Below are 12397 nucleotides of genomic sequence, written 5' to 3'. Positions count from 1 at the left end.
TCTGCTGCAGGCCTGATGCTTCGTCGGTTCCAGCCTTGCGCGGCACTGCGTCCCTACTTGCAGTGTTTCTGGCAGGCCAGGGGGCAAGCGAGTAGCGAAGCGGCGGGGGTGGAGCTGCTACATCCGGATGGTGCCGCCGGCCTGCTGTTCAATTTCGGTGGCATGCTCGAGCGCGACGGTGAGCGAGTGGGTGGCGCTTGTTGGGTCGATGGCCCCAAGCGGCGCACGGCGCGGCTGGCGGTGGGGGAAACGCTGGACCTGCTCGGTGTACGCTTCCTGCCGGGCATGGCGTTTCCCTTCGTTAGTGAGGCGTTGTCGGCTCTGGCCGGTGGGGGACTGACGCAGGGAGATGCCTTGCGCCGGCTCGAGCTCGAAACGCTACATGAGCGGCTGTGGCAGGTCTCTGACCTGGCCGGGCGCCTGGCACTGCTGGAGGGATATCTGCTGGGCAGGCTGCTTAACGCGGCGCCGGTGCCGCCGGGGCTGGTGTTCTCGCTTGGCTGGTTGCAGCAACACCAAGGCCAGGTCAGCATCGCAGCGCTGGTGGAGGAATTGCCGTTTGGCCAGCGCCGTCTGGAGCGGCTGTTTCAGCGCCACGTGGGGCTTTCGCCCAAGCGCTACGCCCGGCTGCTGCGTGTCGCCCATAGCCGCGAGCTGATCAAGCTGGGCGGGAGTGCCACTTCCTTGACCGATACTGCCTTCACCGCCGGCTATTTCGACCAGTCGCACTTCATCCACGACTTCAAGTCCGTGACCGGCGTCACCCCGGGCGGCTATCTTGACCATGTGCGGCGGCGGTATGGTCGCGAACCTCAGCAGTAAGATGGGCGGTGGGGCAGCTTATCCCGGTGATTCGTACTCGTCGTGGCGCTTCACCCAGTCCATCAGGTTGCGGTGAGGCCCCGTCTCGTTGCGGCCGTGGGGCGTCATGTCGAGCAGCATGTAGGTGCTGTCGACGAGTTCGTCGCCGCGCCCGTAAGTCGAGTAGGTGTGGAAGATTTCCCCATCGGCGTTTCGATAGAACACGCTGAGGCCGGACAGGTCCTCGATCGAGACCTTGGCCGTGGCGTAGTTGTAGGTGACCGTTCCCTGGGCGATCGCTTCGGGAGTGAACGAGACTTGGTAGTCGTAGTTGAAGTCGCTGCCGTGCGAGGAGACCCACGTCACCAGCCAGCCCATGCGCCGCCGGTAAGCCTCGATTTCGTCGAGCGGGGCGCGGGAGACCCGAACCAGGCTCACGTCGTGGTGTTCGAGGTGCACCCGCGTGCCTTCGATGTGGTCGGCCGTGAAGGAACAGCCGATGCAGCCTTCTCCCCAGCCGGGGCCGAACATGAAATGGTGGACGATCAACTGGCTGCGTCCATCGAACAACTCGGCGAGCGTCTTGCGGCCTTCGTTCGTATCGAAGGCATACTCCTTATCGACCTTTACCCATGGCAAGGCGCGGCGCTTGGCGTTCAGGTCGTCGCGGAGGCGGGTGGGCTCCTTTTCCCTTGCCAGAAGCTCCTTGCGGGCGGCGATCCATTCTTCACGAGAGACGACGGGACGGGATATAGCATCGTGCGCTGACATGAGAAGTTCTCCTGTTGCTGTCTTGGCACGAGGTAGTCGTCCTGATGGGGGCGGATTCGACAGGAGGGCGTTTGGCGACATGCGAGAATATTGACGCCTCGATCATCGAGGTATAGATTTCCGTCATGACCAAGACAACGCCTTATGCGGCCACCGGCCGCAAGATTCCCGACTACAGCGAGCCTTCGTACTGGCACGGCACGATCAAGATGTCGCTGTCGAAGTTCTTCGTGCTCAGCGTGCTGCATCGCAAGCCGATGCACGGCTACGAGGTGGTGCAGGCGGTGGAGAAGAGCACCAAGGGCTGCTGCAGCCCCTCGGAGGGCACGGTCTACCCGATGCTCAACGAGTTCGAGGCGGGCGGCTACCTGAGCTCCACTGCGGAGGTGGTGCAGGGGCGCTCGCGTAAGGTCTACGCGCTGACGGAAAAGGGGCGGGAGGCCTTCCAGGTAGCGGTAGATGCCTGGCTGGAAGCCACCGATTGCATCGTCGAGAGTCGCCGCATGGCGGGCGTGGCGACGGCTAATCGGGTGAACCAGGAGGAGCATGAAGAATGAGCCCAAGGCGTTTTTTCAGGCCTCGATACCTCGTTGATCGAGGTATAAGGTGAACAGCCGCACCCGTGTGGTCATTGCCCTGGGTGTCTCCCAGACCCTGGCCTGGGGCTCGACATATTACCTGCCTGCGATTCTCGCCGTGCCCATGGCGCAGGATCTCGGCCTTTCCACCGGCACGGTATTCGCGGCGTTCTCCTCGGCGCTGGTGGTCTCGGCGATTCTGGGGCCCGCGGTGGGGCGGCGCATCGACCGCTTCGGCGGACGCGACGTACTGACGGTGTCGAGCCTGGTGTTCGCCCTGGGCCTGGTGCTGCTGGGGCTGGCTAGCGGGCCCATGATGCTGTGGGTGGGGTGGCTGGTGATCGGCGTCGGCATGGGCATGGGGCTTTATGAGTCGGCCTTCTCGACCCTGGCCGGGCTCTACGGCCGCGAGGCGCGCGGCCCCATCACCGGTATTTCACTGCTGGCGGGCTTTGCCAGCACGGTATGCTGGCCGATCACCGGCTGGCTCAACGCCGAATTCGGCTGGCAGAACGCCTGCTTCACCTGGGCGGCGGTGCACCTGCTGCTGGGCCTGCCGCTCAACCGCCTGTTGATTCCCTTCGGCATCCAACCGCCCGCTCCCCGAACCGAGGCGTCCGCGGCCGAAGGGGAGACGACCTGGCTGCCCATGGCGCTGCTGGCCTTCGTCTTCGCAGTGACCTGGTTCGTCAGTACCGGCATGGCGGCGCACCTGCCATGGTTGCTGCAGATCGCAGGCCTGTCGCCTGCTGGTGCCATTGCCGCCGCGGCGCTGGTGGGGCCGGCGCAGGTGGCGGCGCGTCTGCTCGAGTTCTCGCTACTGCAGCGTTTCCATCCGCTGCTCTCGGCCAAGCTGGCGGTGATCGCCCACCCCATAGGAGCGCTCGGCGTGATGACGCTGGGGGCGCCCTTGGCCACGCTGTTCGTGCTGCTGCACGGCGCCGGTAACGGCATTCTCACCATCGCCAAGGGCACGCTGCCGCTGGCCATCTTTGGCCCGCACGGCTATGGCCTGCGCCAGGGCGTGCTGATGGTGCCGGCACGCTTCGGCCAGGCGCTGGCGCCGCTCACCTTCGCCCTGCTGATCGAGCGCTTTGGCACCCAGGCGCTACTGTTCTCCTCCGCCCTGGGGCTCGCCGCCCTGGTGGCGCTGCTCGTTCTGCAAACCCACGCCATGAAGGAGGCGACATGAGGCTTCGCACGCTGTCTGACCCCGATTACCTGCCCGCGCTTGATGAGCGTTTCGCTCGCCAGCCCCCTGGCCAGGGCCTGCCCGATCCGCTGGGGCATCCGCCGCGCATCCTGCTGCTCTACGGTTCGCTGCGCGAGCGCTCCTTCTCGCGCCTGGCAGTGGAGGAGGCCGCACGGCTGCTGCGCCACTTCGGCGCCGAGACGCGTATCTTCGACCCTTCCGACCTGCCGCTGCCGGACCAGGTGGCTGGCGACGATCACCCTTCTGTGCGCGAACTTCGCGAGCTGGCCATCTGGTCGGAGGGGCAGGTGTGGTGCAGCCCCGAGCGCCACGGCCAGATCACCGGCGTAATGAAAACCCAGATCGACCACCTGCCGCTGAGCATGGGGGCGGTACGCCCCACCCAGGGGCGTACCCTGGCGGTCATGCAGGTCAGCGGCGGCTCGCAGTCGTTCAACGCGGTGAATACCCTGCGCCTGCTGGGGCGCTGGATGCGCATGTTCACCATCCCCAACCAGTCCAGCGTGCCCAAGGCCTACCAGGAATTCGACGAGGCGGGGCGCATGCGGCCCTCGCCGCTCTACGACCGTATCGTCGATGTGATGGAGGAGCTGGTGCGTTTTACCCTGCTGCTGCGACCTCACGCCGAGCCTCTGGTCGACCGTTACTCGGAGCGCCGCGAAGCGGCCGGCGCCAAGGCCGATCCGGTGACGGACAAGGCGGCAGTGCGCTAGGCGGCGGCCTGCTCCTCCTTGTCGTAGTTGATCATCCAGGCGACACCGAATCGGTCCGTTAGCATGCCGAAGCGGTGTGCCCAGAAGGTTTCCTCGAGCGGCATCTGCACGGTGCCGCTGTCGGCCAGGACATTGAAGAGGCGTTCGGCCTCCTCTACCGAATCGACACCGACCGCAATGCTCACGCCCTTGATACCTTCATAGGGCGCCGGGCAGAAGGGGGCATTATCCGAGGCCATCAACAGCTGGTCAGCGATGCGCAGCCGGGCATGCATGACCAGGTTGCTGGCTTCCGCGGGAACGTCCATGCCCTCGCTGGCGGGCATCTCCGCGTAGGTGGATACGGCCTCGAGCTTGGCGTCGAAGCAACGCTGGTAGAACTCGAAGGCTTCGCGGCAGTTGCCGTCGAAGAGCAGGTAGGTGGAAAGCTGCATGGTGGGTCTCCAGGGGTGTTGTTGGTGCTACCTCCCTACATCGATTCAACATAGTCGCTTTCGACACCTACCTGGTGGCAGGCAAACATTGGCAGCTGCTTAATCAGCGCGAATGCTTAGCCGTCCCACCCGCTGCATATCGTCGCCATCTGGGCGCACCACGATCATTTCGCCAGACCCCACGCCGCCGCCAACCAGCGCCGAGATGTTCACCTGATGCGTTATCAGTAGCAGGTTACCCGGGCCTTGCCAGCCCAGAATGCGCTCGCGGGCGCTCCTGGTGCGCTCAGCTTGTTCGCTACGTTCACGGAAGAAGGAGTCAAGCCACTGCGACGCTGCTACCTCACCGACATCCATTAGCTCGGCGGTATCCAAGGCCCGACACCACTGAGACGAGAACACCGCCGCAATCGGGACGTCTCGCTGGCGTAACGCCCGGCCGGCCGCCTCGGCCTGGGCACGCCCGTCGGCGGAAAGGTTGCGCTGCGTGTCACAGCGGCCACGCTCGAACCCAGTCGGATCACCGACACCCGGCGCCAGCGAATGGCGCATCAGAATCACCAGGCCGCCCTCCTGCAGCGCCTGCCAGGTTGCCTCGTTAGCCTGGGTGCTGGCAGGTATAGCGCCCAACACACTGAGGAGAAAGGCGAAAGTGAGATGGCGCAGGCTGAGCATGGGGAGGTACCAAGCGGGTTGGAAGCGACAATGAGGCTATCTCAATCGGGTGATTGAAGCGACCCGCAAGGTACCAGCGACTGGGCGCTAGTGAGTCGGTGCTCAAAGGCGCTCGTGGCGCTCGCGGCTGTCGGCCGGCGCCTGTTCGCGTTCATGCATGCCGTAATCGCGGATTACCCCGGCCACGCGCAGGCGATAGTCGTCGAACACCACCTCTCGGCCCATGGCCTGGGCGCTGCGGTGGCGCTCGAGCCGGCGCCACTCGGCGACGGCCTCCTCGTCGCGCCAGAAGGAGAGCGACAGAACCTTGCCCGGTTGGGTGAGGCTCTCGAAGCGTTCGATGGAGATGAAACCATCGATCTCATCGAGCAGCGGGCGCAGGCTGGCAGCGATGTCGAAGTATTGGTCGCGGCGGTCGGGCTTTGGTGTGGCTTCGAAAATAATGGCGATCATAGGGCACTCCATTTTGACTTATCGGTATTGAAGCGATGATCCCGCTTCGTCTTGTTCAATGTCGCTTCATTGTGTCTCCTTGGCCTATGCTTGTCAGACATAAACCGTTAGGTGATGAGCGAACTATGGATGAGCCAGACCTGTCGCGCCTCGCCCGTACCATTGGCGAGCCTACCCGGATGGGCATGTTGGCGCTGCTGATGGAGGGGCGAGCATTGACTGCCAAGGAGCTTGCCTACGGCTGCGGGGTACAGCCGGGTACGGCGACGGAGCATCTCAAGCGGCTCCAGCGCGATGGGCTGATTGCCTCGGCGGCACAAGGGCGGCACAAGTACTACCGGCTGGCGACAGCCAAGGTGGCGCATGCCGTCGAGGCGCTGATGGTGGTGGCCAAACCGATGAAGGCGGTGTCGCCGTGCAGGCGGCCAGCCGGTGCCATGGGGGCTGCGCGATTCTGCTACGACCACCTGGCGGGTGAACTGGGTACGAGGATGACGGCGGTACTGCTCGAAAGGGAGTACTTGGTGACGGATGGCGAGGCCTTGGACGTAACGGAGCGGGGCGAGGCCTGGTTCTCGAACTTCGGCATCGATATCGCTTCCCTGCGCAAGCGTCGCCGGCGTTTCGCCTATCCTTGCCTCGACTGGAGCGAACGGCGCGATCATCTCGGCGGGGCGCTGGGGGCAGCCATGGCCGAGCGTATGCTGAAACTGGGCTGGATCGGCCGGCAGAAGCACTCGCGGGTGGTGAGTATCAGCGAGTTGGGGCATCAGGCACTGGCACGCGAGTTAGGGGTCGTGATCGGTTCGCCAGAGAATGATCAAGCGGTCGCGATCTCGTCGTAGCCCGACCTCGGGGCCGAAAGCCTACGTCGTCCACGTCCAGGTTGACGAGAAACTCCATGCCGCCTCCTGCAGATGCGCCAAGACAATTCCGGCCAAGAGTCGATATGTAGGCCCTTCCAGGTAAGTAAATGCTTGTGGGATAGTCATTTGGAACAGAGTAGCAGCCTCCCAGAGTGGTCATTCAGGCTTGCGTGCGATGCTATGCTGCGAATGTTACGAAATGCCGCGACGAGGCGGGTTCACTTTGAAAGCAAGGGACGGATTGTGCCAGGCGGGTCCAGGGCCTGCCGTCTGATCGAGACATCCGACGAACTCCCCTCGCTCGACGAATTGGCGCAAGCCGCCGGGCTGAGCCGCTTTCACTTCCATCGCGTCTTCAAGTCGGCCACGGGGTTGACGCCCAAGGCGTATGCGGTCGCCTGCCGGGCGGAACGTGCTCGCCAGGCGCTGGCACACCGAGCAACCGTACCGAGGCGATCTATGAGGCAGGCTTCAATTCCAGCGGGCGCTTCTATGCCGGTTCCAATCGCATGCTCAGCATGACGCCGAAACGTTACCGCTCGGGAGGAAAGGACATGGAGATTCGCTTCGCCCTGGGAGAATGCTCGCTGGGCAGCATTCTAGTCGCGACCAGCGAAAAAGGGATTTGCGCCATTTCCTTCGGCAGCGACCCGGATCAGCTATTGCAGGAGTTCCAGGATCGTTTCGCCAATGCCTGCCTGGGGCGTGGGCAATCACCTGGGCCTGAACCTGCTCATGCGACAGCTTGCCGAGCTAGACCCGACGCAGCGCGGGGCCATCATGGGGCTATACAGTGCCATTACCTACCTGTGCGTGTTTGCTGGCGCGCTGCTCTACCGGCCGATCTTCACCCACTTCGGCTTTGCCGCCTGCGCCTGGGCGTCGGCGATGCTCGTACTGCCGGCCCTGGGCTAGGCGCTGGGGCAGTGGCGCAGGAAACAGGCTGCGCTACGCTGCCATTCGGAGACATGATGACGTTGGAGAGGAGGTGTAACAGCATGATTGCCTACACGATGGTGGGTACGCAGAATCTTGCTAAAGCACTGCAGCTCTATGACCCGCTTTTTGCTGAAATGGGCTGGGATGTCTGCTGGAAAGATGATTCCTGCGTTTCCTATGGAAAAGAAAGCGATCTCGACTTCCCCAGGTTCTTTGTCGGCTATCCCTTCGATGGCCAGGCAGCCAGTGTGGGAAACGGCGCCATGACGGCTTTCCAGTTCACTACACCGGAACGGGTCGACAAGCTGTATGAGATAGCCATCAGCAATGGCGGCAGTGACGAAGGCGCGCCAGGCTATCGGCCGCAGTACGCTGAAGGGTTCTACGCGGCCTATGTGCGTGATGGCGACGGCAATAAATTGGCCTTTGTCGTTTATCCGGATGAAGAAGAGAAATAAACCACCATCCTGAGATGCCGATGCTCGTCGACCAGCAGCGTGGCGTGCTGGTACTCCCTCGGATTGGAGTCGGCATCGAGAAGCGTGCCGATGCCGTAGCGGTAGGCCTCCAGGTTGGGTTGTTCCCACCAGCGGCGAAAATCCGGCGAGAGCTTGGTGAGGGCGTCGATCAGCTCCTGCATGGCCGGGTCCTCGGGGGCGGACGCCAGGTCGCAGCGGAACTGGGCCAGCAGACGGGCGGCATCCTGATGCCAGTCGGGCAGCCTTCTGCGTAGTGGGGGGTCGGCGAACAGCAGGCGCATCATGTTGCGCTCGCCGGGCTCCTTGTCGCCGAAGCCGAGCAGGGCAGCGGCGGCGTTCCAGGCGATCACGCCGCAGCCTTGAGATAAGCCAAGCAGTGGCGCCCTTGGCAGGGCGTTCTATCCTTTTCGGTGACCGGGACGAGGTGTGCACCAAGGAGAGGCCAATGTTTACGTTCGAGATTTGGGTCGCCTATACCGCAGCCTGCATTCTGCTGGTGCTCGCTCCGGGGCCGGATAACCTGCTGGCGGTGGGACGCGGCCTGAGCCAGGGGTGGCGCGCGGCGTGGACCTCGGGGCTGGCTTCCGGCACCGGGATCCTCTTGCATGTCCTGGCCGCGACCTTCGGCCTGACCCTGCTGCTGCAGACCTCGGAGCTGGCCTTCTGGGTGGTCAAGGCGCTCGGTGCCGGCTACCTGATCTGGCTCGGCATTCGGGTACTGAGGGCGCGTAACCTGATCCACTTCGCTCCCGCCCGGCGTCAGCCGCTGTCGCGTATCTTCGCCATCGGTTTTCTCTCTGCGGCCCTCAACCCCAAGCCGGGGCTCTTCGTGCTGGCCTTCATACCGCAGTTCGTCGATCCGGCGGCGGGTTCCGTCACGGCGCAGATGCTGGTCTACGGTGTCTGGTTCGCCGCCCTGACCGCGGTGGGCTTCTCGCTGATGGGGGTGTTTGCGGCGCGACTGTCCGCCTGGCTGCAGGCGCGACCGCGGGTGGTCGCCGGCCTCAACGTGGGTGCCGGCCTGACCTTCGTGGTCACGGGGCTGTCGGTGGCGGCCATGAAGCAGCGCTGACGCCAGCTGGCGATGTCGAAAGGTGCCGGCCTGTGACGATAGAGGGGTGACCAGGGCACGTCGCCCTGCCAGGCAACCGGGAGAACCGTCATGCAATATATGCTGATGTGCTGTATCGATGAGGCGCTATGGGAAGGGCTGCCGGAAGCATCCCGCGATGCGGTGATGCACGACTACCATGCGCTGATCCAGGAGATGGTCACCAGCGGCGCCTACCGCGGCGGGGCGCGGCTGCAGTCGGTAGAGAGCGCCACTACGCTGCGCGAGCAGAATGGCCAGGTGGTGACGCATGATGGGCCCTTTGCCGAGGCGCGCGAGCATTTGGGCGGTTTCCATGTGGTGGAGTGTCGCGACCTCGACGAGGCACTGGCGCTGGCGCGGCGCATTCCACCACTGCGCGTCGGGGGCTCGGTCGAGGTGCGGCCGGTGGACCCCGCCTACCGCCTGTAGGCGATGAACCTCGACGCACTCTATCGCGAGGCTCATGGCCGCCTGCTGGCCGGCCTGATTCGCCGATTCAACGACTTCGCCCTGGCCGAGGATGCCCTGCAGGCGGCCTTCGAGGCCGCCATGCGCCAGTGGCCGGAGCAGGGTACACCGCCCAGTCCGCTAGCGTGGCTGGCCGCCACCGCCCGACACAAGGCGCTCGACCAACTGCGCCATCGCCAGATGCTCGAGCGCAAGCAGGGCGAGCTGGTCGTGCATCTCGAGCAGACCCTGGGGGAGCCGCCGGCGCCGGATGATGACGATGTGCCGCTGGATAGCCTGCGGCTGATGTTTACCTGCTGCCACCCGGCGCTGGGGCGTCCCGCCCAGGTTGCCTTGACCCTGCGCACCCTGGGCGGCCTGACCACCGAGGAGATCGCCCGGGCGTTCATGCTGCCGGTGCCGACCCTGGCCCAGCGGCTGGTGCGCGCCCAGGCCAAGATTCGCGATGCCGGCATCCCCTTCGAGGTGCCGGACGACGATGCCCTCGACGAGCGCCTCGACGCGGTGCTGGCGGTGATCTACCTGATCTTCAACGAAGGGTATGCTGCCAGCGGCGGCGAGCGCCTGGTACGCGAGGAGCTATGCCACGAAGCCATCCGCCTGGGCCGCCTGCTGGTCGGCCTGCTGCCCGCCGAGCCCGAGGCGCGGAGCTTGCTGGCCTTGATGCTGTTTCACGATGCGCGGCGTGAGACGCGTCTCGATGAGCACGGCGATATCGTGCTGCTGGAGAATCAGGCACGCTCGCGCTGGGATCGCGAAATGATCGAGGAGGGCCGCGCCCAGCTCGCCCCGGCGTTGCGGCAAGGACCGCTCGGGCCTTATTGCGTGCAGGCCGCGATTGCCGGACTGCACGTCGAGGCGCCAAGCGCCGCCGACACCGACTGGCGACGCATCGCGGCGCTCTACAGCCTGCTCTACGCCATGCAGCCGACTCCGGTGGTGGCGCTGAACCGTGCCGTGGCGATCGCCATGGCCGACGGGTTGGAAACCGGCCTGGCGCTGCTCGATGAGATTCACCTGCCGGACTACCACCTGCTGCCGGCGGTACGCGCCGACCTGCTGCGGCGCTTGGGGCGCTTCGATGAGGCCGCCCAGGCCTATCGCCAGGCGCTGGCGCTATCGCCCCAGGCCGCCGAGCGGCGCTTTCTCGAACGCCGCCTGGCCGAGGTGCAGTCAGCCCTCGGCTGAGTCGACCAGGGAGTCGAGCCAGGCGGTGATGCGTGGATCGCTGAAGAACGCCACCAGCCGCTCGGCGTTGATCTCGCCGATGCCTGCCCGGGCGCGCCAGTCGGCCGCGGAGCGCTGACGCAGTTCGGCCAGTGTGACCTCGCCATGGGCGTCTTGTAATGCCGTTGGCGCGACCCTGGGCATCCCCAGTGCCGCCAGCCAGCGAGGCAGCGTCTGCTCGGCGCTCTCGGCAAACAGGGCGTGCCACTGCGCGGCGCGCACCTCGCCGACGCCGTGGGCCTGCTGCAGCTGAGTCGGGCTGAGGTCGCGCCAGTCGAGCAGATCCTCGAGTAGCCCTGCGTTGATCAGGCGCTGCCAGCTGCCTTCGCCGAGGCCGGCCATGTCCAGCCCGTCCGGCCCGGAGAGCCACGTCAGCCGGGCCAGAAACTGGCTCTCGCAGCCGGGCGTCAGACGCAGGCAGCTGAGGGGGTGAAATGCCTCGGGGTCGGGGATCTCCAGGGGCGGGCGCGGCTGGCGGTGGGTCAGCACGGCCTCGAATTGAGGAATGGTCAGTCCGGCGAGCCGAATCGTGACGTGGTCGCCGGGTCGGATGTCGTGCTGCTGCCACTGGTTCAGCGAGCCAAGGCTGACGCGGCGTATCGTGCGGTCGTCGAGGGCGGTGGGGTAGAGCTGCAGCACCGGGGTGATCTGCCCGGTGCGGCCGACCCGGAACTCGACGCCGCGGACCTCGGCCAGCGCCTGCTGGGCGGGATGTTTCCAGGCCGCCGCCCAGGCCGGCGGTGCCGGCTGCCAGGTGTGCGGGGCGGGCCGCTGGCTCTGCCTCACCACCACGCCGTCGGTGGCGAAGGGCAGGGCGCCGCGATACCAGCGCTGGCGCCAGGCGGCCACCTCATCGGCCTGCGTCACGGCCTGGGTCATCGCCACGCTATCGCCAAAGCCCCAGGCGGCGAGCCGGTCGAGGCGCTGTTGCATGTCGGCTGGGCCGTCCGGCCAGTCCCAGACGAACAGGCCAACCCGCTCGGCATCCTCTGTTTGCCAGGCGTGGCGCGCCATCAGGCCGATGATGGCGCTGCGTGCCCCGGCGCTGCCGTGCTCGGCCTGGATGTGCTGCTCGAGGCGCAGATAGAGCTCGCCCTGCAGCACCACGCGGGGCGGGTAAGGCGCAGTCAGCCGCTGGGTGACGTGGGGCGCCCGGCGCAGATGCGCCAGCCAGTCGCTGCCGCGCTCGCCGTCGCCGCGGCTGATCGCCTGGGCCAGCTGGCCATCGTCATAGACCAGCGTCACGGCGACGCCGTCGACCTTTGGCTGCACCCACAGTGAATGTTCCCGGCGGCGCTGCATCCAGCGCGCCACGGCGTCGCGGTCGTCGAGCTTGGCCAGGCCGGTCTGCACCACCGGGTGGTCGAGCGGCCCGTCGGGTTCATGTGCCGTGACGGCGGATGACTCTCCGCTGCAGGCCTTCCACTGTGCCAGCCGCTGGCGGGTCTGGTCGTAGAGGCTATCGTCGACCAGCCGCTCGCCGCGCTGATAATAGGCCGCGTCCCACTCGGCCAGCCGTGCCTCCAGTTGGGCGCGGCTAGCCTCGTCGATGGGACGGCACTGGTCGGCCAGCAGTGGCCAGGCGAGGCTGCTCAGGAGAGCGAAGATAAGTAGCTGCAGGCGGCGCCGCGGTCGCCCTCTACCAAGGGTCGAGTCGGTGTACATGCTGACATCCCTGTCGCTGCCG

General features: G+C 65.7%; 16 protein-coding genes and 1 pseudogene. 11 read left to right on the top strand and 6 right to left on the bottom strand.

Annotated elements, in window-relative coordinates; translation table 11 throughout:
• The first annotated feature begins 15 nt into the window (after nucleotides 1–15).
• Nucleotides 16–822 (top strand): hypothetical protein, encoded by an 807-nt coding sequence (locus tag BWR19_12700; protein APX93725.1) that lies wholly within the window; start codon nucleotides 16–18, stop codon nucleotides 820–822.
• Between the two features lie 18 nt (nucleotides 823–840).
• Here BWR19_12700 and BWR19_12695 read toward each other — a convergent pair whose 3' ends face one another.
• On the bottom strand, nucleotides 841–1572 hold the full coding sequence (locus BWR19_12695; GenBank protein ID APX93724.1) for a thioredoxin: 732 nt from the start codon (nucleotides 1570–1572) through the stop codon (nucleotides 841–843).
• A gap of 125 nt (nucleotides 1573–1697) precedes the next feature.
• Between BWR19_12695 and BWR19_12690 the strand changes: the two genes are divergently transcribed.
• From BWR19_12690 to BWR19_12680, 3 genes are read left to right on the top strand one after another with little or no spacing between them, the layout of a single operon-like run.
• Nucleotides 1698–2129, top strand: coding sequence for a PadR family transcriptional regulator (locus BWR19_12690; protein ID APX93723.1), 432 nt, complete (start codon nucleotides 1698–1700; stop codon nucleotides 2127–2129).
• Nucleotides 2130–2178: 49 nt separating this feature from the next.
• Nucleotides 2179–3342, top strand: coding sequence for a hypothetical protein (locus BWR19_12685; protein APX93722.1), 1164 nt, complete (start codon nucleotides 2179–2181; stop codon nucleotides 3340–3342).
• Complete coding sequence (locus BWR19_12680) at nucleotides 3339–4076, top strand: arsenical resistance protein ArsH (protein APX93721.1); 738 nt, start codon at nucleotides 3339–3341, stop codon at nucleotides 4074–4076. Before BWR19_12685 ends, BWR19_12680 begins: the two co-directional genes overlap by 4 nt.
• Here BWR19_12680 and BWR19_12675 read toward each other — a convergent pair.
• The 3 genes from BWR19_12675 to BWR19_12665 all read right to left on the bottom strand — a co-directional run bounded on the left by BWR19_12675 (nucleotide 4073) and on the right by BWR19_12665 (nucleotide 5638).
• Nucleotides 4073–4510, bottom strand: a complete 438-nt coding sequence (locus tag BWR19_12675) for a hypothetical protein (GenBank protein ID APX93720.1) — start codon at nucleotides 4508–4510, stop codon at nucleotides 4073–4075. The genes BWR19_12680 and BWR19_12675 overlap by 4 nt on opposite strands.
• A 99-nt stretch (nucleotides 4511–4609) precedes the next feature.
• Nucleotides 4610–5185: a histidine phosphatase family protein gene (locus BWR19_12670; GenBank protein APX93719.1), complete on the bottom strand. Its 576-nt coding sequence runs from the start codon at nucleotides 5183–5185 to the stop codon at nucleotides 4610–4612.
• A gap of 102 nt (nucleotides 5186–5287) precedes the next feature.
• A complete protein-coding gene (locus tag BWR19_12665) occupies nucleotides 5288–5638 on the bottom strand; it encodes an antibiotic biosynthesis monooxygenase (GenBank protein APX93718.1) in 351 nt (116 codons plus the stop codon).
• Between the two features lie 125 nt (nucleotides 5639–5763).
• On the opposite strand from BWR19_12665, the gene BWR19_12660 reads away from it, so the two are divergent.
• From BWR19_12660 to BWR19_12645, 4 genes and pseudogenes are all read left to right on the top strand, one after another.
• Nucleotides 5764–6483: a transcriptional regulator gene (locus BWR19_12660; protein APX93717.1), complete on the top strand. Its 720-nt coding sequence runs from the start codon at nucleotides 5764–5766 to the stop codon at nucleotides 6481–6483.
• 264 nt (nucleotides 6484–6747) lie between these two features.
• Nucleotides 6748–7026: a hypothetical protein gene (locus BWR19_12655; GenBank protein APX93716.1), complete on the top strand. Its 279-nt coding sequence runs from the start codon at nucleotides 6748–6750 to the stop codon at nucleotides 7024–7026.
• A 174-nt stretch (nucleotides 7027–7200) separates the two neighbouring features.
• Nucleotides 7201–7419 (top strand): annotated as a pseudogene (locus BWR19_12650) (MFS transporter).
• Nucleotides 7420–7502: 83 nt separating this feature from the next.
• Complete coding sequence (locus BWR19_12645; protein ID APX95016.1) at nucleotides 7503–7901, top strand: glyoxalase; 399 nt, start codon at nucleotides 7503–7505, stop codon at nucleotides 7899–7901.
• Here the strand turns inward: BWR19_12645 and BWR19_12640 are convergent.
• Nucleotides 7877–8272 (bottom strand): hypothetical protein, encoded by a 396-nt coding sequence (locus BWR19_12640; GenBank protein ID APX93715.1) that lies wholly within the window; start codon nucleotides 8270–8272, stop codon nucleotides 7877–7879. The genes BWR19_12645 and BWR19_12640 overlap by 25 nt on opposite strands.
• A gap of 95 nt (nucleotides 8273–8367) precedes the next feature.
• Here BWR19_12640 and BWR19_12635 point away from each other — a divergent pair, with 95 nt between their 5' ends.
• The 3 genes from BWR19_12635 to BWR19_12625 all read left to right on the top strand — a co-directional run bounded on the left by BWR19_12635 (nucleotide 8368) and on the right by BWR19_12625 (nucleotide 10671).
• Nucleotides 8368–8994 carry a lysine transporter LysE gene (locus BWR19_12635; GenBank protein APX93714.1) on the top strand — a complete coding sequence of 209 codons (627 nt, stop codon included), beginning with the start codon at nucleotides 8368–8370 and terminating at the stop codon, nucleotides 8992–8994.
• A 90-nt stretch (nucleotides 8995–9084) separates the two neighbouring features.
• Complete coding sequence (locus BWR19_12630; GenBank protein ID APX93713.1) at nucleotides 9085–9444, top strand: hypothetical protein; 360 nt, start codon at nucleotides 9085–9087, stop codon at nucleotides 9442–9444.
• Nucleotides 9445–9447: 3 nt separating this feature from the next.
• The gene (locus tag BWR19_12625) at nucleotides 9448–10671 is read left to right on the top strand and encodes an RNA polymerase subunit sigma-24 (GenBank protein APX93712.1); all 1224 of its coding nucleotides are present in this window, start codon (nucleotides 9448–9450) and stop codon (nucleotides 10669–10671) included.
• On the opposite strand, the gene BWR19_12620 is transcribed toward BWR19_12625, so the two are convergent.
• Nucleotides 10657–12375, bottom strand: coding sequence for a DNA ligase B (locus BWR19_12620; GenBank protein ID APX93711.1), 1719 nt, complete (start codon nucleotides 12373–12375; stop codon nucleotides 10657–10659). The genes BWR19_12625 and BWR19_12620 overlap by 15 nt on opposite strands.
• Nucleotides 12376–12397 lie beyond the last annotated feature (22 nt).

It is taken from the genome of Halomonas sp. 1513 (assembly GCA_001971685.1).
In the GTDB taxonomy this organism is placed as follows: Bacteria; Pseudomonadota; Gammaproteobacteria; order Pseudomonadales; family Halomonadaceae; genus Franzmannia.
Note: the sequence above shows the minus strand (reverse complement) of the source record. Positions and strands in the feature narration are given on the sequence as shown.